At 64.3% G+C, this 22,984-nt stretch carries 23 protein-coding genes; 9 read left to right on the top strand and 14 right to left on the bottom strand.

All coding sequences use genetic code 11. The features are described 5' to 3' along the window. Positions 1 to 64 precede the first annotated feature (64 nt). From fadD5 to ACTDXD_RS12890, 3 genes are all read right to left on the bottom strand, one after another. Complete coding sequence (gene fadD5 / locus ACTDXD_RS12900; RefSeq protein WP_440127380.1) at positions 65 to 1,645, bottom strand: fatty-acid--CoA ligase FadD5; 1,581 nt, start codon at positions 1,643 to 1,645, stop codon at positions 65 to 67. A gap of 280 nt (positions 1,646 to 1,925) precedes the next feature. Beyond that, entirely contained in the window at positions 1,926 to 2,717 is a 792-nt protein-coding gene (locus ACTDXD_RS12895; RefSeq protein ID WP_440127379.1) for an enoyl-CoA hydratase, read from the bottom strand. Beyond that, on the bottom strand, positions 2,714 to 3,703 hold the full coding sequence (locus tag ACTDXD_RS12890) for an NAD(P)H-dependent flavin oxidoreductase (RefSeq protein ID WP_440127378.1): 990 nt from the start codon (positions 3,701 to 3,703) through the stop codon (positions 2,714 to 2,716). The genes ACTDXD_RS12895 and ACTDXD_RS12890 overlap by 4 nt, the downstream gene beginning before the upstream one ends. A 245-nt stretch (positions 3,704 to 3,948) precedes the next feature. On the opposite strand from ACTDXD_RS12890, the gene ACTDXD_RS12885 reads away from it, so the two are divergent. Genes ACTDXD_RS12885 through ACTDXD_RS12875 form a run of 3 tightly spaced genes read left to right on the top strand, consistent with a single transcriptional unit; the run spans position 3,949 to position 6,811 of the window. Continuing rightward, complete coding sequence (locus ACTDXD_RS12885) at positions 3,949 to 5,217, top strand: TetR/AcrR family transcriptional regulator (RefSeq protein WP_440127377.1); 1,269 nt, start codon at positions 3,949 to 3,951, stop codon at positions 5,215 to 5,217. Further along, on the top strand, positions 5,214 to 6,323 hold the full coding sequence (locus ACTDXD_RS12880; protein WP_440127376.1) for an NAD(P)-dependent alcohol dehydrogenase: 1,110 nt from the start codon (positions 5,214 to 5,216) through the stop codon (positions 6,321 to 6,323). Before ACTDXD_RS12885 ends, ACTDXD_RS12880 begins: the two co-directional genes overlap by 4 nt. Before the next feature lie 11 nt (positions 6,324 to 6,334). Then, a complete protein-coding gene (locus ACTDXD_RS12875) occupies positions 6,335 to 6,811 on the top strand; it encodes a DUF4334 domain-containing protein (protein ID WP_440127375.1) in 477 nt (158 codons plus the stop codon). A 75-nt stretch (positions 6,812 to 6,886) separates the two neighbouring features. On the opposite strand, the gene ACTDXD_RS12870 is transcribed toward ACTDXD_RS12875, so the two are convergent. Beyond that, complete coding sequence (locus ACTDXD_RS12870) at positions 6,887 to 7,756, bottom strand: oxygenase MpaB family protein (protein WP_440127374.1); 870 nt, start codon at positions 7,754 to 7,756, stop codon at positions 6,887 to 6,889. Positions 7,757 to 7,844: 88 nt separating this feature from the next. Beyond that, positions 7,845 to 8,537 (bottom strand): GntR family transcriptional regulator, encoded by a 693-nt coding sequence (locus ACTDXD_RS12865; protein ID WP_440127636.1) that lies wholly within the window; start codon positions 8,535 to 8,537, stop codon positions 7,845 to 7,847. Positions 8,538 to 8,739: 202 nt separating this feature from the next. On the opposite strand from ACTDXD_RS12865, the gene ACTDXD_RS12860 reads away from it, so the two are divergent. Then, on the top strand, positions 8,740 to 10,251 hold the full coding sequence (locus ACTDXD_RS12860; RefSeq protein WP_440127373.1) for an aldehyde dehydrogenase family protein: 1,512 nt from the start codon (positions 8,740 to 8,742) through the stop codon (positions 10,249 to 10,251). Positions 10,252 to 10,257: 6 nt separating this feature from the next. Beyond that, entirely contained in the window at positions 10,258 to 11,220 is a 963-nt protein-coding gene (locus ACTDXD_RS12855; RefSeq protein WP_440127372.1) for an oxygenase MpaB family protein, read from the top strand. A 43-nt stretch (positions 11,221 to 11,263) separates the two neighbouring features. On the opposite strand, the gene ACTDXD_RS12850 is transcribed toward ACTDXD_RS12855, so the two are convergent. From ACTDXD_RS12850 to ACTDXD_RS12830, 5 genes are all read right to left on the bottom strand, one after another. Beyond that, on the bottom strand, positions 11,264 to 12,739 hold the full coding sequence (locus ACTDXD_RS12850; RefSeq protein ID WP_440127371.1) for an MFS transporter: 1,476 nt from the start codon (positions 12,737 to 12,739) through the stop codon (positions 11,264 to 11,266). A gap of 83 nt (positions 12,740 to 12,822) precedes the next feature. Further along, positions 12,823 to 13,419, bottom strand: a complete 597-nt coding sequence (locus ACTDXD_RS12845; protein WP_440127370.1) for a TetR/AcrR family transcriptional regulator — start codon at positions 13,417 to 13,419, stop codon at positions 12,823 to 12,825. Then, entirely contained in the window at positions 13,416 to 14,024 is a 609-nt protein-coding gene (gene recR, locus ACTDXD_RS12840; protein ID WP_440127369.1) for a recombination mediator RecR, read from the bottom strand. Before recR ends, ACTDXD_RS12845 begins: the two co-directional genes overlap by 4 nt. Before the next feature lie 8 nt (positions 14,025 to 14,032). Then, on the bottom strand, positions 14,033 to 14,356 hold the full coding sequence (locus ACTDXD_RS12835; protein ID WP_440127635.1) for a YbaB/EbfC family nucleoid-associated protein: 324 nt from the start codon (positions 14,354 to 14,356) through the stop codon (positions 14,033 to 14,035). A 173-nt stretch (positions 14,357 to 14,529) separates the two neighbouring features. Next, on the bottom strand, positions 14,530 to 14,964 hold the full coding sequence (locus ACTDXD_RS12830) for an SRPBCC family protein (protein ID WP_440127368.1): 435 nt from the start codon (positions 14,962 to 14,964) through the stop codon (positions 14,530 to 14,532). Positions 14,965 to 15,108: 144 nt separating this feature from the next. Between ACTDXD_RS12830 and ACTDXD_RS12825 the strand changes: the two genes are divergently transcribed. Together ACTDXD_RS12825 and ACTDXD_RS12820 are read left to right on the top strand one after the other, a co-directional pair. After that, positions 15,109 to 16,539, top strand: a complete 1,431-nt coding sequence (locus tag ACTDXD_RS12825; RefSeq protein ID WP_440127367.1) for an FAD-binding oxidoreductase — start codon at positions 15,109 to 15,111, stop codon at positions 16,537 to 16,539. Further along, positions 16,536 to 17,843 (top strand): class I SAM-dependent methyltransferase, encoded by a 1,308-nt coding sequence (locus ACTDXD_RS12820; protein ID WP_440127366.1) that lies wholly within the window; start codon positions 16,536 to 16,538, stop codon positions 17,841 to 17,843. Before ACTDXD_RS12825 ends, ACTDXD_RS12820 begins: the two co-directional genes overlap by 4 nt. 81 nt (positions 17,844 to 17,924) lie before the next feature. On the opposite strand, the gene ACTDXD_RS12815 is transcribed toward ACTDXD_RS12820, so the two are convergent. The 4 genes from ACTDXD_RS12815 to ACTDXD_RS12800 form a co-directional block, all read right to left on the bottom strand. Continuing rightward, positions 17,925 to 20,060 carry a 3-hydroxyacyl-CoA dehydrogenase NAD-binding domain-containing protein gene (locus ACTDXD_RS12815; protein WP_206040548.1) on the bottom strand — a complete coding sequence of 712 codons (2,136 nt, stop codon included), beginning with the start codon at positions 20,058 to 20,060 and terminating at the stop codon, positions 17,925 to 17,927. 34 nt (positions 20,061 to 20,094) lie between these two features. Further along, on the bottom strand, positions 20,095 to 21,309 hold the full coding sequence (locus ACTDXD_RS12810; protein ID WP_440127365.1) for an acetyl-CoA C-acetyltransferase: 1,215 nt from the start codon (positions 21,307 to 21,309) through the stop codon (positions 20,095 to 20,097). A gap of 290 nt (positions 21,310 to 21,599) precedes the next feature. Further along, the gene (locus ACTDXD_RS12805) at positions 21,600 to 21,860 is read right to left on the bottom strand and encodes a hypothetical protein (protein WP_440127364.1); all 261 of its coding nucleotides are present in this window, start codon (positions 21,858 to 21,860) and stop codon (positions 21,600 to 21,602) included. 84 nt (positions 21,861 to 21,944) lie between these two features. Further along, complete coding sequence (locus ACTDXD_RS12800; protein ID WP_440127363.1) at positions 21,945 to 22,229, bottom strand: hypothetical protein; 285 nt, start codon at positions 22,227 to 22,229, stop codon at positions 21,945 to 21,947. A 40-nt stretch (positions 22,230 to 22,269) separates the two neighbouring features. Between ACTDXD_RS12800 and ACTDXD_RS12795 the strand changes: the two genes are divergently transcribed. Continuing rightward, positions 22,270 to 22,665 (top strand): hypothetical protein, encoded by a 396-nt coding sequence (locus ACTDXD_RS12795; protein WP_440127362.1) that lies wholly within the window; start codon positions 22,270 to 22,272, stop codon positions 22,663 to 22,665. A 6-nt stretch (positions 22,666 to 22,671) separates the two neighbouring features. Beyond that, a complete protein-coding gene (locus ACTDXD_RS12790; RefSeq protein WP_440127361.1) occupies positions 22,672 to 22,980 on the top strand; it encodes a nucleotide exchange factor GrpE in 309 nt (102 codons plus the stop codon). Positions 22,981 to 22,984 lie beyond the last annotated feature (4 nt).

Genomic DNA, 22,984 nt, shown 5'->3' with positions numbered 1-22,984 from the left:
GCCGGCGCCTGGTACATCCCCGCTACAGTCCGTCCCGCAGCAATACGAAACGGACTTCAGGGGTTCAGCCCTGCGTGACAGCGGAGAGTCCGCCGCGCAGTTCGCCCTTGACGACCTTGCCACTCGCGTTGCGCGGCAGGGCGTCCACGATCACGATGTCCTTCGGATGCTTGTAACGCGCGAGGTGCTCGTCGAAGTACGGCTGCAACTCTTCGAGGGTGAGGTCGTCGTTGCCGAGCTTCGGCGCAATGACCGCGACGGGTACTTCACCCCACTTCGCGTCGGGACGACCGATGACAGCGGCCTCGAGAATTGCGGGATGTCCGAACAGGACGTTCTCGACCTCTGCGCAGTAGATGTTCTCACCACCGGAGATGATCATGTCCTTCTTGCGGTCCACGACGTAGACGAAGCCTTCGTCGTCGATGCGCACGAGGTCTCCGGAGTGGAACCATCCGCCGTGGAATGCCTCCGACGTGGCCGCCGGGTTGTTCCAGTAGTCGCGCATCATGGTGGGCCCGCGGTAGACGATCTCACCGACCTCGCCGGGAGCGACATCGTTCATTTCGGTGTCGACCACTCGTGCCTGGATGGTCGGGATGACGCGTCCGACAGAGCCGAGCTTGCGGATCGCATCCGCGCCGTCGAGCACGCACGTGATCGGCGACATCTCGGTCTGGCCGAACACCGCGACATTGAACGCATCCGGGAAGGTCTCGGCCATGGCGCGCAGGATGGTGTCCGAGCTCGGCGCAGCACCCCAGGAAATGTTGCGCAGGGCGAGCTTACGCGGGTTCGCTTGCTGCGCAGCACACACGGCCTGCCACTGCACCGGTACGAGGAACAAGCTGGTGACCTGCTCGGCCTCGAGAACGTCGAGCAGCGCACCCGGATCGAATGCGCCGACCGGGTGGATCACGGTGGCGGTGCCGAGCATCAGGCTCGGTGCGATCGATCCGAGCGCAGCGATGTGGAACATCGGCGAGGCACAGAATCCGATGCCGGTCTCGTCGAACTGCTGGAAAGCCCTGATACAGGTGAGCGCTTGGGCTTCCATGTTGGAGTGGGTGAGCACTGCCCCCTTCGGGCGACCCGTGGTGCCCGAGGTGTACATGATCAGCGCCGGAGTGTCGTTCGGGATATCGACCTGCGGGTGCGGATCGCCCTCTTCGGCCACGAGGGCGTCGTACGATACTGCGTCGCCCTCGGGCTCCGCACCGATCGTGATCGCCAGGTCGATGCCTTCGGACTGCGCGCGGGCGGCGGCAGCGAGCGGCACGAGCGGGCCCTCGGCAACAATCGCCTTCGCGCCCGAATCGGCCACCAGGAACGCAACCTCGGATGCGGTGAGACGGAAGTTCACCGGCACGGCGATCGCTCCGATTGCGTTGGCCGCGAGCACGATCTCGATGTACTCGGGCCGGTTGAGCATCAGGACGATGATGCGATCGCCGAAGCCGATGCCGCGGCGCGACAGCGCATCCGCAAGCTTCTCGACGCGCTCGTCCAGCTGCGACCAGGTGATCGACTCGCCGAGGAACCGGAACGCGGTGCGATCGGGTGTCATCAGGGCGTGACGCGCGACCTGGTTGTTCCAGTTGTTGCTGCGGTAGCGGTGAGCATCCGAGACAGAAGGGGAAACCATCGACGGTCCTCTCGAGACAGGAAAGCTTCAGGACGAAGGGGCGCGGCAAATGCCGGGATCCGGTGTGATGCACCCTACATGCAAATTCCGATTGTGACTAGATCTTTGTTAACGAAGATTCTCACCGCTCTCGATGGGAAATCTCATCAAGGAACATGTGGCGCACGCTTCGGCGAAATCCCTGCGAAATAGTCTATGAACAGTGCTTTAGAAGAGCCAGAGGGCGGATGGCGGGTCCGTGCCCGCAACCTGCCCCGAGCTCCACATGTGCATGCGGGCTCTAACCGAACTCGGGCCGGCGCTTCTGCAGCACGGCCATCGCACCCTCGGCGAAATCTGCGGATGCGAGCAGTTCGACCTGGCCGGCCTTCTCGAGCGCCAGCGCATCATCGAGAGCCGGAAGAGTCGCATTGTTGAGTGCCTGCTTGGTGAGCGCGAGAGCGCGGCGAGGACCACTCGCAGTGCGGGTCGCCACTGCATCGACATGCGCGGCGAGTTCGACGTCCGGCAGGGTGCGGGCCACAAGACCGAAGCGGGCGGCGTCGGCCGCCGACACACGTTCGCCGAGCAGCGCCATCTCGGCCGCCCGGGCCCGGCCGATGGCCGCGGGGATCAGCATGCTCGATCCGCCATCGGGCATCAGTCCGATGTTGACGAAAGCCAGAAGAAAGTAAGCACTTTCGGCTGCGTAGGTGAGATCGGCCGCCACCGCGATCGACACACCGACACCGGCGGCAGGCCCGTTGACCGCCGCAACGACGGGCACGGGCGATTCGACGATCGCGCGAATCAACGAGTTCGCGGTGTCCATGACGACGTTCGGGTCGGCTGGGTTCGCCCCCGCAGCGGCAAGGTCGGCCCCGGTGCAGAACGCGGTGCCCTCACCCGTGAGAACGATGGTCCGCACGCGCTCGTCCGCTCCGGCCGCTGCCACCGCGTCACGCAGTGCGCCCATCGTCCCGAGATCGAGCGCGTTCATCCGTTTCGGGCGGTTTATCGTGATCCGGAGAATCCCGCCCTCCAGTTGTGAACGGAAACCTTCCACGGCGATGCCCTCTGCTGTCCAGATCATGCTCGCACCCCTGCCTCGGCCGCAACGATGCCGTTCAGACGCCCGGTGATGAGCGCCTCGGCCTCGGAGACCATCCTCTCGACGAGCGCGCCTACCGTCGGAATGTCGTCGATCAGCCCCTGGCTCTGACCCGACGTCCAGATACCGGCATCGACATCACCCTCTTCGAAGACGGTGCGACCACGAGCTCCGGCGACGAGGTGCGCGATGTCGGCGAACTCTGCGCCGCGGGACTCGATCTCGACTACCTCCTTGCTGACCGCGTTCGCCGCGACACGTGCCGTGTTGCGGAGCGTACGGAAGATCAGCTTGGTATCGAGCTCGGTGTTCGCCACGATCTGTTCTTTGACCTGCTGCGCCACCGGGGACTCGACCGTGCACATGAAGCGGGTGCCCATGTTCACGCCGTCGGCGCCGAGGGCGAGCGCGGCGACGAGGCCTCGCGAGTCGGCGATGCCGCCCGACGCGATCACCGGAATCCTGAGTCGCCGGGTTGCGGCGGGGATGAGAACCAGACCGGGGACATCGTCCTCACCGGGGTGCCCGGCGCATTCGAAGCCGTCGATGCTCACAGCATCGACGCCGACACGCTCCGCTTTGAGGGCGTGCCGAACGCTCGTGCACTTGTGGATGACCTTGATCCCCGCATCCTTGAAGAACGGCAGGTGATCGACCGGGTTGGAGCCCGCGGTCTCGACGATCTTGACGCCCGACTCGATGATCGCGGCGCGGTACTCGTCGTACGGCGGCGGTGTGATCGACGGCAGGATGGTGAGGTTGACTCCGAACGGTTTGTCGGTCATCTCCCGACACCGTGCGATCTCGCGAACCAGGTCTTCCGGTGTGGGTTGCGTGAGCGCTGTGATGAATCCCAGCGCACCGGCGTCGGCCACGGCTGCGACCAGCTCGGCACGGCCGACCCACATCATGCCGCCCTGAACGATGGGGTGCTCGACCCCGAACGCCTCGGTGAATCGGGTCCTCAAGAGTCCTCCTCGAATCGGCGCGGGACGCGCCACTACGCCCCCACGTACCCGCTCTTCCAGAGTGAATCGGAAGAATCGGTATTAACTTTGGAGGTCACCATTGTGTTTGTCAATACACTTTGTTCTGGGGTTTTGGTATGAAATCGGTGGTCGAAGTGCATTCCGATTTTCGGGTCTCAGCTGTTACCTTTAGGATGACTCTCCGCGATCGGTCGCGGGTCCGACACAATCGACGAGGAGTTCAGGTGGCCGAACACGCGCAGGTCGGGGCGCGCGCACGATCAATCGCCGATAGCAAGACCACTGGGGTACGCCGACGCCCCAAGAACCGCAAGGCGCAGATTGCCGCCGTCGCGGCCGAGGCCTTCAGCGAGCGCGGCTATCACGGCGTGAGCATCGACGAGATCGCCAAGACAGTCGGTATCTCGGGGCCTGCCCTCTACCGCCATTTCCCGAACAAGTACGCGCTGTTCCGGCACGCGGTCAATGAGCTGGCCGACTCTCTCGGAGCTGCTGTCGACGAGTTCGACTCCGGCGACGACACCGATCCGAGCGACACCCTCGACCGTCTGCTCACTGCGACGATCCGCACCACCATCACCAATCGTCGAACCGGTGGGCTCTACCGCTGGGAACGTCGTTACCTGTCCAAGGACGACCGTCTGCAGGTTCGCAGCAAGATGGTCGCGATCAATCGACGCCTCGCCCATCTCACGGCGCAGATTCGCCCCGACCTCACCGCCTCCGACGACGTCGTGCTCAGCACTGCACTATTGAGCACGATCGGCTCGATCACCACCCACCGCGCACCGCTGTCGAACCGTCGGCTCCAGCAGCTCCTGCTCGACGCGTGCCACTCGATTCTGGCGACACCTCTCGCTCCCGCCGATCCCGATTCCGGAGAGCCGCAAACCAAGTCCGGTCTCGCTACGTCCAACAAGCGCGAAGTGCTGCTGCACGAGGCGATTCTACTGTTCGATGCACGGGGCTATCACGATGTGAGCATCGAGGAGATCGGTGCCGCGGCCGGAATCAACGCTTCCGGTGTGTACCGGCACTTCCCGAGTAAGGCCGATCTGCTCGCCGCAGCTTTCCACCGTGCGGGCGACCGCGTTGCGATGTCCGTCGAATCGGCACTGACCGAATCGTCGACCGCCGACCAGGCACTCGAGCATCTGGTGGACGTATTCGTTCGGCTGGCGTTCGATCACAGTGAGCTGATGTCTGTCTATTTCGCCGAGATCGGCAACCTCCCCAAGGCCTACCGCAGCGACCTCCGCAATATCCAGCGCCTGAACATCGAGGAGTGGGCGCGCATCGTCGCCGAGTTGCGCGCCGATCTCTCGGCCGTCGAATGCCGTTTCCTCGTCCACGCTGCGCTCATCCTGTCCCTCGACGTCGGACAGGTGATGCGCTTCCGGAGTACGGAATCCCACCGGAGACGAGTGCAGCAGCTGATGCTGGCGGTGCTCGTGGGCAACCGCGGCGATTCCGGTGAGGTGCTGCACCCATGAGCCGTATCGCGCGTGCTGCCGTGTTGCGCGAACACAGCGCTTCCATGCAAATCGAATCCGTTGTGGTCCCAGAACTTCGGGCCGACGAGATCCTTGTGAGGATCCGCGGTGTCGGAATCTGTCACACCGACCTCACCGCGGCGTCCGGCGGAGTTCCGATCCCGCTTCCCGCGGTACTTGGCCATGAGGGGTCGGGGGTGGTCGCGGAGGTCGGTGCCAACGTCGTCGGCCTGCGCGTGGGCGATTCAGTGGTCATCGGCTTCGATTCCTGCCGGAGCTGCCGCAACTGCCGTCGTGGCCGTCCCGCCTACTGCGCACGGTTTGCTCCGCTGAACTATTCGGGTACACGACCCGACGGCACGTCCGTATTTCACGACGGCTCGGGCAAACCGGTTCACGGCAACTGGTTCGGTCAGTCGTCGTTCTCGTCGCTCGTGGTCGCGACCGACCGTAACGTCGTTCGTCTCCCTCGAGGTGTGCCCGTCGAACTCGCAGGCCCTCTCGGGTGCGGACTCGCCACAGGAGCCGGCACCGTTCTTCGCGTCCTGCAGCCCGAATCGGGTTCGTCGATAGCCGTATTCGGTCTCGGTGCAGTAGGCATGGCGGCGGTCATGGCCGCAAAGATTGCGCGCTGCGACACCATCATCGGCATCGACCCCAACCCCCGTCGGCATTCGCTGGCACTCGAGCTGGGCGCCACGGCGGTCTTGTCTCCCGACGAGGTCGACGACATCGGCCGCCACATACGCCGCAGCACCGAGGGCGGCGTCGACTACGCGGTGGAATCGGTGGGGTCCGAAGCAGTCATCCGCCAGGCGATGTCGTCACTCGCGAGCCCCGGAGTATGCGCAACCCTCGGCCTACGCGGAGGACGGAACCCGATCACGATCGATCAGACGCACTTACTGAGCGGTCGCACACTGACCGGGGTCATCGAGGGCGACGCCGACCCGCACGTCTTCCTTCCCGAACTCGCAGCATTCTGGCGCGACGGCCGGTTCCCCGTCGAGAAAATCACCAGCACATTCCCTTTCGACAAGCTCGACGACGCCTTCGCCGCAGTGACTGCAGGTGAGGTCGTCAAGGCCGTACTCACCTTCGACTGACAGGAACCGACATGGATGTTGTCTCGGAACTCGCCGCACTGCGTGCCCGCACCGACCGAATCGATCCCCGTGAGCTGGACACCCTCTGGGAGCGTCTCGAGCCCGCACGAATCGATGATCTGGTCGGATACCGGTGGAAAGGATTCAGTTTCGACACCGGTCACCGCACCCACCACATGCTCGGTGGTGCCCGCTGGTACGGGAAGTCCTTCGTCTCGGTCTCCGAGGTCCAGCCGCTCGTATGCCGGGACGACGACGGAGAGTTGTTCTCCGACAAGAAGACCGGTCGTGGCGAAGCGAGTATGTGGGACGTCGTGTTCCGCGGCGAGGTGACCGCGACGATGGTCTACGACGGGATGCCGGTGTTCGACCATTTCAAGAAGGTGGACAACGACACCGTCATCGGCGTGATGAACGGCAAGGGTGGACTCGTCTTCGACAGCGGCGAACACTACTGGTTCGGGCTCGAACGCGACGTCGCGCTCTGACTCTCACCGCTCGGATCCGGATGCCGTCCTCGGTTCGGTGAATCGGCCGAGGACGGCATCCGCCGTGCCGGGACGTCAGACGATGCGGCGACCCGAGGCGAAGCGGCGCCGCATGTCGCGCAGGTAGTACGTGGCGGACAGCTGCCGGATCGGCCGCGGCACCCTCCTGTACACCGGGGGCACGACCTTCCAGAACAGATCGAACCGGCGCTGGTCGCGGGGACTCCACGGCAGGGAGAATTCGTCGCGCATGCGCTGCGGCAGAAGACCGATGGTCATGAAGCGCTGTAGCGGCATGAGCAGCTTCACGGGTAGCGGGGAGTCGCCGCCCCCGAGCAGGCCGCGTGTGAAGGCCCGCACCTTCTCATCGACGTCCATCGTCGCGATCATGTTGTCCCAGTATGCGTCGAACTCCGCGCGTGTGGCCGGCCACATGTCTTCTTTGACCTGCAGTGCCGTGCCGTAGACCGCGGATTGCTGATAGATCCACTCGAGGTCTGCGTCGGAGAGTTTGTGGAACATGCGCTCGTACATCTGGACGCCGTTGCGGTAGAGCGTTGCTGCAACCCACAATTGGAGTTCCGGATCGAACGCGTTGTAGGTCTCGGACCGCACCGGTACGTGAGCTTTGTTGACCATCCGGACGATCTGCTTACGCTCCTCGGGCGTACCGAGGGTGACCGCGTAGACGTATGTCATCGTGGTACGCAACCGGTCGAGCGGACGCTGGAGAGTGGTGCTGTGATCGGCCACGCCGTGTCCGGTACCACGGTCGGCGAGTTGCAGCAGCACCGTCGATCCGGCACCGAGGAGAAGCATCGATTCGCCGACGAAATCCGCGAGATCGACCGAGCCACGCTCGACCGGAGCACGATCGACGGTGGCGCGATCGGCGACGCCCTCAACGACGACATCGGGCTCGTTTACTTCCACTGGTGATGCCATGGGTCGCCTCCTCGGCGAAAGTACGGATGCTGCAGTGTCATCCAAATTGTGCACGCCCGTGCGCAGATAGGCAAGGGGGCCTTGTTCCCTAATTGCCGCCCGCGCTCTCGGTGAGCCGCCTCCGGTGGGCCAGAAGCCGGGCTGCAGCGTCGTCGAACTGGACCAGGGTCTGCGTGATGACCTCGTTGTGCTTCCCCGCACGCATCGCAGCGATGAGCCGCTCGTGCGACCGCACGGCCACCACTCCCCACTGAGGGTCCCGGGCGAACAATCGATACGGCAGCGCACGGGCGGCAGTATCGAGAAACCATGCAAGCTTCGGGCTGTTCGCGATTCGGTTCACCTCGCGGTGAAAACACCATTCGGCATCGGCAATGCGCTCGACGTCGGTCGATATCTCCGAACCCGCCGAGCCCTTCGACGCAGTCACGCAAACACGTAGGCGCTCGTTGAGATCTTCCAATCGTTCGAGGTCGCAGGCAGCGGCGCGCTCCGCGGCCCGCAGGGCGAGTTCGACCGCGAGTTGCCCTTGCAGCCAGAAGATGTCGTCGATGTCGGAGCTACTCATCGGCGACACCCGGTATCCCCGATTCGGGGCGGACTCGACCATGCCCTCGCCGCGCAGTGTGAGCAACGCCTCTCTGACCGGTGTGACGCTGACTCCGAGTTCTGCTGCGGTCTCGTCCAATCGGATGAATTCGCCCGAGCGAAATGAACCCGACATGATCGCGCTGCGCAGGTGGGAAGCCACCTCGTCGGAGAGCTGCGGGCGTCTACGCATACGCGACGGATCCGTACTCGATGTATCTCGAGCGGCAGCAACAGCATCGGTTGCGCGGGTCGGCGAGGTCATATGTTTCTCCTGACGGCCCCGAAGCGAGCGGATCGGGCTTGTCCGTTCGGTACGAGGCGCATAGTGTGAGCTCCACTACAGCTAATCACATCAAATATATGTGATGTGATCCGTCAGAAAGCGTCGAGAGATGACACAGAAGAGCAGCACGACGGGCCCGACCACCAAGCCGACGACCGACACGTTCGCCAGCCTCGACCCCCGCTCGGGGGAAGTGATCGCCGAGTATCCGATCGCCGATGCCGCAGCGGTGGCCGAGGCCGTCGACCGTGCCCGGATCGCCGCACGGTGGTGGGACGCGCAAGGATTCCGCGGACGTCGCGAGTGGCTCCTCGAATTCAAGAAGGCCGTCGCACAGGACGCCGCCTCCCTGGCCAGGCTGGTCTCACACGAGACCGGCAAGCCGTACGGTGACGCCTTCCTCGAGGTGATGCTCGCGATCGAACACCTCGACTGGGCCGCGAAGAACGCGAAGAAGGTTCTCAAAGCCAGGAAGGTGCCCTCAGGGGTCGCAAGCTTCAACCAGGCCGCCACCCTCGAGTACAAGGCACTCGGCGTCGTCGGAGTCATCGGGCCGTGGAACTATCCGGTCTACACCCCGATGGGGTCGATTTCGTACGCTCTCGCCGCAGGCAACGCCATCGTGTTCAAGCCGAGCGAGCTGACACCGGGCGTCGGCAAGTGGCTCGAAGAGAAGTGGAACTCCATCGCACCGACCCAGCCGGTGTTCCAAGTCGTCACCGGACTCGGTGAGGCCGGAGCTGCGCTCACCCGCGCGGGTGTCGACAAGGTCGCGTTCACTGGCTCCGGACCGACGGCGCGCAAGGTGATGGCCGTGTGCGCGGAGTCGCTCACCCCGCTCGTGGCCGAGTGCGGCGGCAAGGACGCGATGATCGTCGCGGCAGATGCCGACATCGACAAGGCGGTGGATTTCGCAGCATTCGGTGCATTCGGCAATGCCGGACAGACATGCGCAGGCGTCGAGCGCATCTACGTTGTCGAGTCTGCTTACCAGGAGTTCCTCGACAAACTGACGGCCGTAGTGAAGCGCGCCGAGCCGGGTGGAAACAACGAGTCGACCTACGGCCCGATGACTCTGCCCCGCCAGATCGATATCGTGCGCAGCCATATCGAAGATGCCCTCGCAAGCGGCGGCACTGCGGTGGTCGGCGGCGCCGAGTCGGTGGGCGAACGCATCATCGAACCCGTGATCCTCACCGACGTGCCCGAGACCTCGCGCGCAGTGTGCGAGGAGACCTTCGGCCCCACCGTCGTCGTCAACAAGGTACGCAACCTCGACGAGGCAGTCGACCGTGCCAACGGCACGTCGTACGGACTCGGCGCATCGATCTTCATCGGCAACAAGGCCAAAGGTCGTGAGCTGGCCGGACGCCTCCACAACGGCATGGTTTCGGTCAATTCGGTACTCGGCTTCGCCGGCATCCCGTCATTGCCTTTCGGCGGGATCGGCGAGTCCGGCTTCGGACGTATCCACGGCGCCGACGGGCTCCGGGAGTTCAGCCGGCCCAAGTCGGTGACGGTCGAGAAGTTCAGTTCGCCGCTGAAGTTGATGAGCCTCGAACGACCCGAACGCGATCTGAACCTGGCCGCGAAGATGCTGAAGTTCATGCACGGAAGGTAAGAGCAGATGACAACCACGGGATCGCGGGCGAAACGATCGCGCAAGCCTGCCGTCGTCGCGTCGCCCGAAGCACGGATCGAGAAGGCCGGTACGTTTCCCGGTCCGGATCGCGACCCGCATCCGAAAGCCGGACGATACGGCTGGTTGAAGGTGATCGAGGGTCTCGACCCGGTCACCCATCATCAGGACATCCTGCGGATCACCGCGGGCTACGAGTTTCCGTGGGATTACCAGCGGTCGCTCGAGTTCGCACTGTTCCGCACGTACTGTGTGCCGACCATCTCCGAGTTACTCGCCCGGACCGGAGAGTTCGAGCATCGGCCACAGAAGCGTTACGACGACACGTCCCTGTTGATGGCCGAACTCATAGAGCACGGGTACGACGCCGAACGCGGACGTGAATCGCTGCGCAACATCAACCGTATGCACGGCAAGTACTCGATCGACAACGACGACATGCTGTACGTGCTGTCGACCTTCGTGTACGACCCGCTCGACTGGATCGACCAGTACGGTTGGCGCCGCCTGCATCCGAAGGAGCGGCTCGCGTCGTTCTACTTCTACCGGCAGGTCGGCATCCGGATGGGGATCAAGGACATCCCGGAGTCGTTCCAGGAGTTCCACCGGTTCAAGCTCGAATACGAACAGACGATGTTCGATTACAGCGACGACAACCACGCCATCGGCACCTACACCCTCGAGCTGTTCAAGTCGTGGTACCCGAAGGCGCTCGGCCCCGGTGTCGAGAAGGTCGTGTATTCGCTGATCGACGACCGCATGGCCCACGCGTTCGGATTCCCCAAGGGGTCACCGCGCATGCGCTCCGTCTCGGAAGGTGCACTGCGGATGCGGTCCGCGCTCGTACGCAGGCTCCCCAAGCGGAGGGTGTCGGTATCGGGAGGCAATGCCACCAATCGCACGTATCCCGGCTACCCGCTGGGCTACCGACCGCGGGATCTCGGGGTCTGACCCCGTCGCCGCAGCACCGAATCGGACGCCCCGTGTCGCAGACTCATACGTCTGCGGGACTGGGCGTCCTCGATTTGAGGGACGGAAGCGCGAACGCCGATACGAATACGACGATGGCGCACGCACCACAGACCAGATACACGGTGACGAACCCGCTCGACGCGATTCCGCCTGCGATCATGTGCGCGGCGAGCACTGACGCGACCACCGCGCTGCACATCGTGCTCCCGACGGTCCTGAGCAGCACATTGACACCGTTCGCAGCAGCATTCTGAGACAGCGGCACAGCGCCGAGAAGCAGGATCGGCAGTGTGCAGTACACGAACGTCGTTCCGATTGCAGCGATGAAGATGGCTCCCACCACCATCCACAGAGGTTTGTCCGGGACCGCGTGGATCGAGTAGCCGATGATGAGGAAGGTTGCGCCCACCATGATCGCCGATTTCGGTCCGAACCGATCCGAGACACGTGCGGCCACGAGCGCGAAGACCATCATCGCGAAGCTGGCAGGCAATTGGCACACTGCCGCCTGCAGAATCGTCAGACCGTACCCTGCACCACGATCGGGCGAAGCCTGGAGCAGCTGGGTCGTGATGAGGGTGTTCCCGTAGAACGCGAAGCCCACGAGCAGCGCAGACAGATGCGGCGCCAGAACCGAACGGCGCGCCGACACTCGCAGGTCGACGAGCGGGTTGCGATTGCGCAACTGCTGAAATCCCCACGCCGCGAACAACAGAATGGCGCACGCGAACATGGTCAGGACCGCGGTGCTCGTCCACCCCCACGTGCTTCCCTGAGTGATGGGCACCAGTAGGCAGATCAATGCGCTCGAGAGCCCCACGGCTCCCACGACGTCGAAGCGACCGCCGGTGCGCGTACTCGACCGAGGGACGACGTACGCGGCCGCGACAGCGACTCCCGCACCGATCGCCGTGGTCACCCAGAACAAGAGGTGCCAATCCGCGAACTGAACGATCGCTGCGGCGAACGGGATTCCCACGGCCGTACCGATGCCGAGTGTGGAACTGAGGACCGCGATAGAACGATCGACGCGGTCCCGCGGCATCACCTCGCGCAGGATCGCCATGCCGATCGGAAGAACAGCGGCACCTGCCCCCTGGAGCCCCCGCGCGAAGATGAGCAGTCCGATGTTCGACGTCACGGCACAGATCAGCGACCCGACCGTCATCAACCCGAACGCGATGAGGAGCATCTGCTTCTTGCCGATCATGTCGGCGAGACGTCCGAAGATGGGTGTCATCACCGCACCGACGAGCAGCGTGCTTGTGACCAGCCACGACACTGCGGTGGGTCCAGCTCCGGTGAAACCGGGAAGACTCGGGAGCAACGGCACGATGACCGTCTGCATGATCGCCTGGAAGATCGCGCCCACCGCGAGGACCGGGAAAACGTACTTCGACAGATTCGGCCGGTCGGAGCGGGTCGCGGTGCGCTTCTGCACCGGCACACTGCGTTGCGAACCCGGAACGTGCAGCCGTAGAGGGAACGACACTGTCACGCGACTCCCTCCGGCGATGGTAAATGGCTGTTCACCACTCTAGGTGAACAGCCATTTACCTCACAACCGGAGTGGGGATTGTCTCAGTGACCTTTGCCGTCGAGCAGCGACTGCACGAGTGGGGCATACATCGCGACCACGTCATCGACCGATCCCGCCGCCTTCTCCTGCATCATCCGGCGGCGCATGAACGCGACCCCGAGGAGCATCGAGAACACGAGCTCCGCACGCATCCGTGCATCCGGCCCCCTCATCAAAGCCACCAACGCGTCGATCATCTGGGACGAGTAGTTCTCCCGGAGCTTGCGGTTGCTCTCCTCGCTGGATCCGCTCATGAACAGCAACGCCATCGACAACGGTTTGTGCCGAGGGGACTGCCGCGCGAAGATCTCGACCATCCGCTCGCCCAACTTCTCGAACGGGCCGTCGTACAGCAGGTGGGCCGCAGCCTTGAAATCCACCAGCTCGTCGTACAACTGCTCCTTGGACCCGAAGTACTTGATGATCAGAGGGGCACTGACCCCGGCGTCGTCCGCGATGTCCTTGAGAGTGATCTCGCGATACGGGCGCGTCGCAAACGCGAGACCTGCGGCATCCAGGATCAGCCCCCGGGTTTCCCCCGACGTCCGTCGCCTCTTCTCGGGTGCACCCGTGACCACTGGCGTCCGGCGATCCGTCACATCGTCCGCCTTCCGGACATTGCACGACCCAGTGTGAGCTCGTCGGCGAACTCGAGGTCGCCGCCCATCGGTAGACCCGACGCCAGCCGAGTGACGACGAGCCCCGGGAAGTCCCGCAGCATCCGAACCAAGTACGTCGCCGTCGCCTCACCCTCGGTGTTCGGGTCGGTCGCAATGATCACCTCGGAGACATCGATCCCGTCTTCCTGGTTGCCGATCCTGGTGAGCAGCGCACGGATGTTGAGTTGATCCGGACCGACACCGTTCAGTGGATCGAGCGCCCCACCGAGAACGTGGTAGCGGCCACGGAATTCACGGGTCCGCTCGATCGCCTGCACATCCTTGGGTTCCTCGACGACACAGATCTGCGTTCGGTCACGCCGCGGATCTGCGCAGATCCGGCACCGCTCCCGGTCCGACACCGTGCCGCACACCTCGCAGAACTGCACGCCGTCACGGACCTTCTGCAACGCAGCCTGCAGCCGGTCGATCTCCGGCGGCTCGACCGACAGCAGGTGGAACGCGATCCGTTGCGCACTCTTGGGTCCGACGCCCGGAAGCTTGCCGAGCTCGTCGATGAGGTCCTGAACCGGCCCTTCGTACACGCGTGCCTCTAGAAACCGGGCAGGCCGGGGATACCGCCACCGAGTCCACCCGCGAGCGGACCGAGCTTCTCGGCAGCGATTTCCTGGGCCTTGGCCGACGCATCGGCAACCGCAGCGACGACGAGATCCTGCAGGGTCTCGACGTCGTCCGGGTCGACAACCTTCGGGTCGATCTGCACAGCGACGACCTCACCGGTGCCCTTCACCGTTGCGGTGACGAGACCGCCACCGGCCTGGCCGGTGACGTGGGCCTGCGCCATCTCGTTCTGCGCAGCCATGAGCTGCTGCTGCATCTGCTGGGCCTGGGCGAGAAGTTGCTGCATGTCAGGCATACCACCGGGTTGCACGGACACGTCCTTCCTGTGTTCGGGTCCTGCGTTGTCGAGCCGGTCTCATCGATCACCTAGCATTCGACTACGGAGGTTTCTGTCTACTGAGATCGTCTACCTGGTGTTTCGTCAGCCAGGCTAGTCGCATGCCCACCTGGCCGGCACTCACACGAAGGTCAGTCGACCGTGTTCTTCAGATTCTCGAGAACCTGCTTCTGAATCTTGCGCAGGCCGATCGGAGCAAACGTCTTCTCGAAAAATCCGCCGATGCCACCCGCGCCGTTCCACTGGGTGAGCGTCACGACCGTCGAGCCGGTGCCGTTGGGAACCACGCTCCACGTCGTGACGAGCGACGAGTTCGCGTCGGTCTCGGTGATCGTGCTGCCGGAGGTCGTCACCTTCGCCTGTACGTCGCGCACCCGCTTCTCGGTGGCCTGGAGCAGCCAGTGCACGATCGTGCCGTCGCCCTGCCCACCGGAGACCACGCGATAGTCCCGGTAGTGATCGGAGAGAATGCGCGGGCGCACGCTCTCGTAATCCGCAAGCGCCGCGAGCACCTTCTCGGGTGCCGCTGCCAATTGGATCGAGCTGCTTGCACTGACCTGTGCCACGGTGAACTCCTCTGTGACTGTGGATTCGTTTCGAGCCCGTGCGGCTCGCCGACGCCCTACATCCTGCCTGTCAGTACCGCGACGTAGGTGCCCGGCAGGTCTATTGTGGGTCCCACCACTGGTGCGCTGCTGCAGGGGAGTCGAATGCTGAGAACGTCACGAAGTGTCGGGCCGTACGGCGACTCGATCCACCGCGAGGGTGTGCAACGTCTGTTGCGCTCGTATCGCACCATCCCCGCCGATGCGCCGGTACGTCTCGCGAAGAAGACCTCGAACCTGTTCCGCGCACGCACGAAGGTCGATTCACCGGGTCTCGACGTAGCGGGGCTCGGCGGTGTCATCTCCGTCGACCCGCAGGCACGCACGGCCGATGTTGCCGGAATGTGCACGTACCAAGACCTCGTCGACGCGACACTTCCGTACGGACTCGCGCCGCTGGTCGTGCCCCAGCTCAAGACGATCACCCTCGGCGGAGCGGTCACCGGGCTCGGCATCGAATCCACCTCGTTCCGCAACGGACTGCCGCACGAGTCGGTCCTCGAGATGGACATCCTCACCGGGGGTGGCGAGATCATCACCGCAACACCCGACGGCGAACACGCCGACCTGTTTCGCGGTTTCCCGAACTCCTACGGATCGCTGGGTTATGCCACGCGACTTCGCATCGAACTCGAACCGGTGAAGCCGTTCGTCGCGTTGCGTCACCTGCGTTTCACCTCACTTGCCGACCTGCAGTCGACGCTCGACCGGATCACGACCGACCGCGTGTACGCCGGAGTTGCCGTGGACTATGTCGACGGTGTGGTCTTCTCCGCCGACGAAAGCTACCTCACGCTCGGCGTGCAGACCTCCGAAGCCGGACCGGTATCCGACTACACCGAGATGAACATCTTCTACCAGTCGATCCGGCACGAGTCCGTCAACCATCCCAAGACCGACCGCCTCACCATCCACGACTACCTGTGGCGGTGGGACACCGACTGGTTCTGGTGCTCGCGCGCCTTCGGAGCCCAGAATCCTCGCATCCGGAAGTTGTGGCCGAAGAAGCTGCTGCGCAGCAGCTTCTACTGGAAGCTCATCGCGCTCGACCACAAGTACTCGATCGCGGACCGCATCGAGGCCCGCAAGGGCAATCCGCCGCGAGAACGCGTCGTCCAGGACATCGAGGTTCCCATCGAACGAACCCAGGAGTTCATGCAGTGGTTCCTCGATGAGATTCCCATCGAACCGATCTGGCTGTGCCCCTTGCGTCTCCGCGATCGGTCCGCGTCGTACGACCCTCGCCGGCCATGGCCGCTGTACCCGCTGGAGCCGAAACGCACCTACGTCAACATCGGTTTCTGGTCGTCGGTGCCCGTGGTCCGCGGCGAGGCCGAAGGCGCCGCGAACCGCCGTATCGAGCGTAAGGTGGCAGCACTCGACGGTCACAAGTCGCTGTATTCCGATTCTTTCTACAGCCGTGACGAATTCGAGAAGCTCTACTACGGCGAGGGGGAATACCCCGCGCTCAAGGATAGATACGATCCAGGGTCCCGCTTGACGGGCCTGTTCGCGAAGGCGGTGAAACGACATTGACCACATTCAAATCGGAGGCCTCCGGGCATAAAACGGACAAGCTCAATCTTGCCCAGATCGTCGAGATCGCAACGGGCGGTGAGATGCCGCTGCGGTTCACCGCATACGACGGTTCCACGACCGGGCCCGCAGACGCTCCGTTCGGCCTCAACCTGACCGCCCCCGAAGGCGCTACCTATATCGTCACCGCCCCGGGCGACCTGGGCATGGCCCGCGCATACGTTTCCGGCACGCTCGAGGCGGAGGGTGTGCACCCCGCCGACCCGTATCCCCTGCTCAAGGCACTCGGCGGTGTGCACTTCGAGCGCCCGCCTGCGCGGACTCTCGCGCAGATCGTTCGGTCGCTCGGACCCGACCTGATCAGGCCGATCGCTCCCCCACCACAGGAACATCTCCCCCGCTGGCGCCGCGTCGCCGAGGGCCTTCGCCATTCGAAGGCACGCGACGCCGAGGTGATTCATCACCATTACGACGTGTCGAACACGTTCTACGAATACGTGCTCGGCCCCTCCATGACGTACACGTGCGCGGTGTTCGAATCGGAGAACCAGAGTCTCGAGGACGCCCAGGAGAACAAATACCGCCTCGTCTTCGAGAAGCTACGACTGAAGCCCGGGGATCGCCTGCTCGACATCGGCTGCGGCTGGGGCGGCATGGTGCGCTACGCAGCCCGCCGAGGTGTGAAGGCCATCGGCGCGACCCTGTCGAAGGAACAGGCGGAATGGGCGCAGAAGGCCATCGCCGAGGAAGGTCTCGGCGACCTCGCCGAGGTGCGACACTCCGACTATCGCGACGTGTCGGAAACCGGGTTCGATGCGATCTCGTCGATCGGCCTGACCGAGCACATCGGTGCCGCGAACTACCCGTCGTACTTCCGGTTCCTGCACGACAAACTCCGTGTCGGCGGTCTGCTGCTCAACCACAGCATCACTCGCCCTCACAACCGCGGACGGATGAAGGCCGGCGGCTTCATCGACCGCTACGTGTTCCCCGACGGGGAGCTCACCGGGTCGGGCCGGCTCATCTCGGAAGCCCAGAACGTCGGCTTCGAGGTGATGCACGAGGAGAACCTGCGCCAGCATTACGCGTTGACCTTGAAAGCATGGTGCGAGAACCTCGAGAAACATTGGGATTCAGCACTTTCCGAGGTCGACGAGGCCACCGCACGTCTGTGGGGTCTGTACATGGCGGGGTCGCGGGTGGGCTTCGAGAGCAACGGCGTCCAGCTGCACCAGATTCTCGGCGTGAAGCTGGGTGAGGATCAGGCACCTCAAGTCCCGCTGCGCCCGTGGTGGGTCGCATGAGCGCGTAGGCGCAGATACACCGAGAACGGCCAGATACATCCTTTCGCAAGGGTGTATCTGCCCGTTCCGGTTGTAACTGGGTCAGCTACGCAGCGACGCCGGCGGAGTGAAACGCTCGCCGTACTTGGCGGCGAGTTCCTCGGCCCGCTTCACGAAGCCTTCCTTACCACCTGGGTATCCGACGATGTACTGCGCGACACCACCGGTCCAGGCCGGGAAGCCGATACCGAGGATCGAGCCGATGTTTGCGTCGGCGGTCGTGGTGAGCACGCCCTCGTCGAAGCACTTCTGGGTCTCGATGGCCTCGGCGAACAGCATGCGGTCGATCAGATCCTGCAGCGGTACATCGAGCGTCGCCACGGTCTTGTAGTGATCGCGCACGCCCTGCCAGATGCCGAGACGCTTGCCGTTCTCGTCGTACTCGTAGAAGCCCGCCTTCTCGAGACGACCCGGACGACCGGCCTCGACCATGAAATCGACGACGTCGATCGCCGGGTGACGAGTGGTGCCGAGCTTGGTGTCGCCCTGCGCCGCGGCCTCCGCGGTCTCCTTCGCGATCTTCTGCATGAGCTTCATGTTCAGCTCGTCGGTCAGCTGCAGCGGCGGAGCCGGGTACCCTGCCTGCGAACCGGCCTGCTCGATCGTCGCGGGCTCGATGCCCTCGCCGAGCATCGCGATGGCCTCGTTCACGAACGTACCGATCACGCGCGAGGTGAAGAAGCCGCGGCTGTCGTTGACCACGATCGGGGTCTTGCGGATCGCGAGCGTGTAATCGAACACGCGGGCGAGCGCCTCGTCGGAGGTCTTCTCACCCTTGATGATCTCGACCAGCGGCATCTTGTCGACCGGCGAGAAGAAGTGGATACCGATGAAGTCCTCGGGACGCTTGACGCCCGTCGCGAGACCCGTGATCGGCAGCGTCGACGTGTTGGAGCCGAGCAGAGCATCGGGATCGACGATGTCCTCGATCTCCTGGAACACCTTGTGCTTGAGCTCGGTGTTCTCGAAGACGGCCTCGATGACGAAGTCGACACCCTTCAGGTCTGCGGCGTCGGCGGTCGGGTGGATCCGGCCGAGAAGAGCCTTCGACTTCTCCTCGGTGGTCTTGCCACGCGAGAGCGCCTTCTCCTCGATCTTGACCGAGTAGTCCTTGCCGCGCTCTGCGGCCTCGACGGTGACGTCCTTGAGTACCACATCGAAACCGGCCTTCGCCGACACGTATGCGATGCCCGCGCCCATCATGCCCGCACCGAGAACTCCGACCTTCTTGATCTCACGCTTCGGCACATCCTTCGGACGCGACGCGCCTGAACCGATGGACTGCATATCGAAGAAGAACGCCTGGATCATGTTCTTCGCGACCTGGCCGGTGGCGAGCTCGGTGAAATACCGGGACTCGATCGTCGACGCGTTGTCGAAATCGACCTGTGCGCCTTCGACAGCTGCAGACATGATCGCGCGCGGAGCAGGCATCGGGGCGCCCTTGAGCTGCTTGCGCAGGTTCGCGGGGAAGGCCGGGAGGTTCGCCGCGAACGCAGGCGACGACGGGGTACCGCCAGGGATCTTGTAGCCCTTGACATCCCACGGCTGCACACCCCCTTCGGGGTTGGCCTTGATCCATGCCTTCGCGGCGGGAACGAGCTCGTCGATGCTGCCGACGACCTCGTGTACGAGACCGAGTTCCTTGGCCTTGACCGCGTTGTACTTGTTGCCCTGCAGCAGAAGCGAGAGCAGCGCGGTCTGCAGGCCGAGCAGGCGGACAGTGCGGGTGATGCCGCCGCCACCGGGCAGCAGGCCGAGACTGGCCTCGGGCAGTCCGATCTGGATGCCCTTGACGTCGGCAGCAATTCGGTGGTGGGTCGCGAGCGCGATCTCGAGTCCACCGCCCAGCGCCGCACCGTTGATGGCGGCGACGACCGGCTTGCCGAGGGTTTCGAGGCGACGCAGGTCGGACTTGATGTCCTGAACCTCGTCGAACGCGGCCTGCGCGTCGTCGGGCCCGATCTCGATGATGTTGCGCAGGTCGCCGCCTGCGAAGAAGGTCTTCTTCGCGGAGGTGATGACAACGCCGCTCAGGGAGTCCTTCTCGGCGACGAGACGATCGACGGTCGCCTTCATCGAGGCCTTGTAGAGCGCGTTCATGGTGTTCGCGCCCTGATTGGGGTCGTCGAGCGTGAGGACGACGATGCCGTCGGCGTCCTGATCCCAGGAAATCATGTTGTCGGTCACTGTATTTCGGATCCTTCCGGTATCAGACGCGCTCGATGATGGTGGCCACGCCCATGCCGCCACCGACGCAGAGGGTGAGCAGGGCACGACGCAGGCCGCGGCGCTCGAGCTCGTCGACCATCGTGCCGAGGATCATGGCACCGGTCGCGCCGAGCGGGTGTCCCATAGCGATGGCACCGCCGTTGACGTTGAGCTTCTCGTCCGGGATGTTCAGGTCCTTCTGGAACTTCAGGACGACGGAGGCGAAAGCCTCGTTGATCTCGAACAGGTCGATGTCGTCGACGGTCAGGCCCGCGGTGGCGAGGACCTTCTTCGTCGCCGGTGTCGGGCCGGTGAGCATGATCGTCGAGTCGGCACCCGACGTGGCGGTCGCGACGACGCGGGCACGCGGGGTCAGGTTCAGATCCTTGCCCGCCTGCTCGGAGCCGACGAGCACCAGCGCTGCGCCGTCCACGATGCCCGAGCTGTTGCCACCGTGGTGGACATGGTTGATCTTCTCGACGAAATGGAACTTCTGCAGAGCGACGGCGTCGAATCCACCGACCTCACCGACCGTGGCGAACGACGGCTTCAGCCCGGCCAGACCCGCGAGGGTCGTGTCGGGACGCATGTGCTCGTCCTGATCGAGAATCGTCAGGCCGTTCTGGTCCTTGACCGGGACGACGGACTTCGCGAAGTAGCCACCCGACCACGCGGCAGCGGCGAGCTGCTGCGAACGCAGAGCATAGGCGTCGACGTCCTCGCGGGAGAAGCCCTCGATCGTCGCGATGAGGTCGGCGCCGACGCCCTGGGGTACGAAGTAGGTGTCGTAGTTGGTGGCCGGGTCCAGGCCCCACGGGCCGCCGTCGGAGCCCATCGGCACTCGCGACATGGACTCGACGCCACCGGCGATGACGAGCTCGTCCCAGCCGGAACGCACCTTCTGTGCCGCGGTGTTCACGGCTTCGAGGCCGGACGCGCAGAAGCGGTTGATCTGGACTCCGCCGACGGTGTCGGGCAGTCCGGCCGCGGTGGCGGCGGCGCGGGCCATGTCCGCGCCCTGGTCGCCCACCGGACCGACGATGCCGAGGACGAGGTCGGAAATGCGATCCTCGTCGAGATCGGGGAAGCGGACACGTAATTCGTCGATCAGGCCGGTAACCAAGGAAATCGGCTTGACGGAGTGCAGCGAGCCGTTCTTCTTACCGCGGCCGCGGGGGGTTCGGATGGCTTCATAGATGAATGCCTCGGTGGTCACAGTGCGCAGGTTCCTTCCCGTGCTGACGGTGTGGTGACGCGACATCACATGAGGACGTCCGCGCCCAACCTTCCGCCTCCACCGTAGGAGTGCATCCCGGACTCGATAAGGACCGAACCGATCGGGCTCCGTGACCGAACCGAACCCGGCAACAGCGCCACACAACACATTCGTCTGCGCTTCATTCTGCGTTGACCTGCGGTAACAGACGAATCTGCGAAAATCTCGAACTCTGCGGGAACTTTTCGTCCTGCCCGCGCCTCATATCACCGACACACACGAACGCCCCGTCACCGGCACCCGAACGTACCGATGGAAAGTGAGCACACCATGACCAGCGGATTCTTCTCCAACACTTCGGCCAACTCCGCCACCGAGTCCACCGACAGCACCCGCTCCGACGCCAACTTCGGCGCCGCAGCGTCCGGGGAGGCCGCAGAGTCGACCGACAGCACCCGCTCGGACTCGTCGTACGGCTCGACCGCGTCCTCCGCAGACTCCGCATCCGCCGCGAGCGACCGCGCCGATTCGTCGTACGGTTCCGGTTCCACGTACGACAGCGACTCGTCCTTCGGATCGTCGTCGGCCAGCGACCAGGGCTCCGTGAGCTACGAATCGTACGAGCGTTACGAGCGTTACGACTCGTCGGGCTCGAGCAGCTCCGACTCGTCGTACGGATCGGCGAGCGACAGCGGCTCGTCGGCCTCGGTCGGTGCGTCCTCTTCTGCGTCAGACTCGAGCAACAGGGCCTCGTCGTCCGATTCCGCCAACGCAGGCGTCTCCTCCTCGGCTACTGATTCCGCCGACCGCTCCTCCGCGTTCGACACCGGTGTCTCGGGTTCGAATTCGTCGGCCTCCAACTCGAGCGACCGCGCCGCGTCTTCCGGCTCCAGCGAGACAGGTGCGGCGGCGTCGGGCAACCCGGGTTCCGCACCGGCCGGCGCCTCCGGCTCGGGGCCGGTGGTCCTCGACGAGTACTCGGGCTCGGACGGAGCCCAGTACGTCGACTACGACACCGACGGCGACGGCATGGTGGATCTGACCACCGTCGACCTCGAAGGTGACGGCCGCATCGACGCCAACATCAGCGACAGCGACGGCGACGGCGTGCTCGACCAGATCTCGATGGACACCAACGGTGACGGGCTGATCGACATATCCGCCATCGACTCCGATGCCGACGGCAGCCTCGATGTCGCCGCGATCGATGCCGATGGCGACGGCGAGGTCGACGCCGTGATCGACCTGCACACCGGCGCAGTGGACTACGACGGTGACGGCACTGCCGACGACTACGTCGACGTCAGCGAGTTCGGTACCGGCAGCAGCTCCGAGTACAACACCGACCTCGCCTGATCTGTCATGACAACCGATGATGCAGGTACGACTCCGATCGCCGATCGGATCGACGACCTGATCACCGCGGCCGACGTGGCAGCAGAGGGCGAAGAGCGCACCGGCATCATCGACCGGCTCGCCGGGATGGGAGTCGAACGCGTGACCGCGCCGGTGGGCACGCCGTTCGACCCCACCTTCCACCGTGCCGTCGCGATGGTGCCCGCACCGCGCGAGGCGGACGTGAACACGATCGAGCAGACCGTCCGAGCAGGTTGGCGACATCGCGGTCATATGATCCGCTACGTCGAAGTGAAGGTGCGAGTGCACCGATGATCAT

It is taken from the genome of Rhodococcus sp. SJ-3, assembly GCF_051918125.1.
Classification (GTDB): domain Bacteria; phylum Actinomycetota; class Actinomycetes; order Mycobacteriales; family Mycobacteriaceae; genus Rhodococcus.
This window is presented reverse-complemented; position numbering and strand designations above follow the sequence as displayed.

Bases quoted from the DNA above. Each gene is read 5' to 3' on its own strand.
- fadD5 (WP_440127380.1), bottom strand. From the start codon at position 1,645: ATGGTTTCCCCTTCTGTCTCGGATGCTCACCGCTACCGCAGCAACAAC.
- ACTDXD_RS12895 (WP_440127379.1), bottom strand. From the start codon at position 2,717: ATGATCTGGACAGCAGAGGGCATCGCCGTGGAAGGTTTCCGTTCACAA.
- ACTDXD_RS12880 (WP_440127376.1), top strand. From the start codon at position 5,214: ATGAGCCGTATCGCGCGTGCTGCCGTGTTGCGCGAACACAGCGCTTCC.
- ACTDXD_RS12875 (WP_440127375.1), top strand. From the start codon at position 6,335: ATGGATGTTGTCTCGGAACTCGCCGCACTGCGTGCCCGCACCGACCGA.
- ACTDXD_RS12870 (WP_440127374.1), bottom strand. From the start codon at position 7,756: ATGGCATCACCAGTGGAAGTAAACGAGCCCGATGTCGTCGTTGAGGGC.
- ACTDXD_RS12865 (WP_440127636.1), bottom strand. From the start codon at position 8,537: ATGCGTAGACGCCCGCAGCTCTCCGACGAGGTGGCTTCCCACCTGCGC.
- ACTDXD_RS12860 (WP_440127373.1), top strand. From the start codon at position 8,740: ATGACACAGAAGAGCAGCACGACGGGCCCGACCACCAAGCCGACGACC.
- ACTDXD_RS12855 (WP_440127372.1), top strand. From the start codon at position 10,258: ATGACAACCACGGGATCGCGGGCGAAACGATCGCGCAAGCCTGCCGTC.
- ACTDXD_RS12835 (WP_440127635.1), bottom strand. From the start codon at position 14,356: ATGCCTGACATGCAGCAACTTCTCGCCCAGGCCCAGCAGATGCAGCAG.
- ACTDXD_RS12825 (WP_440127367.1), top strand. From the start codon at position 15,109: ATGCTGAGAACGTCACGAAGTGTCGGGCCGTACGGCGACTCGATCCAC.
- ACTDXD_RS12815 (WP_206040548.1), bottom strand. From the start codon at position 20,060: ATGATTTCCTGGGATCAGGACGCCGACGGCATCGTCGTCCTCACGCTC.
- ACTDXD_RS12790 (WP_440127361.1), top strand. From the start codon at position 22,672: ATGACAACCGATGATGCAGGTACGACTCCGATCGCCGATCGGATCGAC.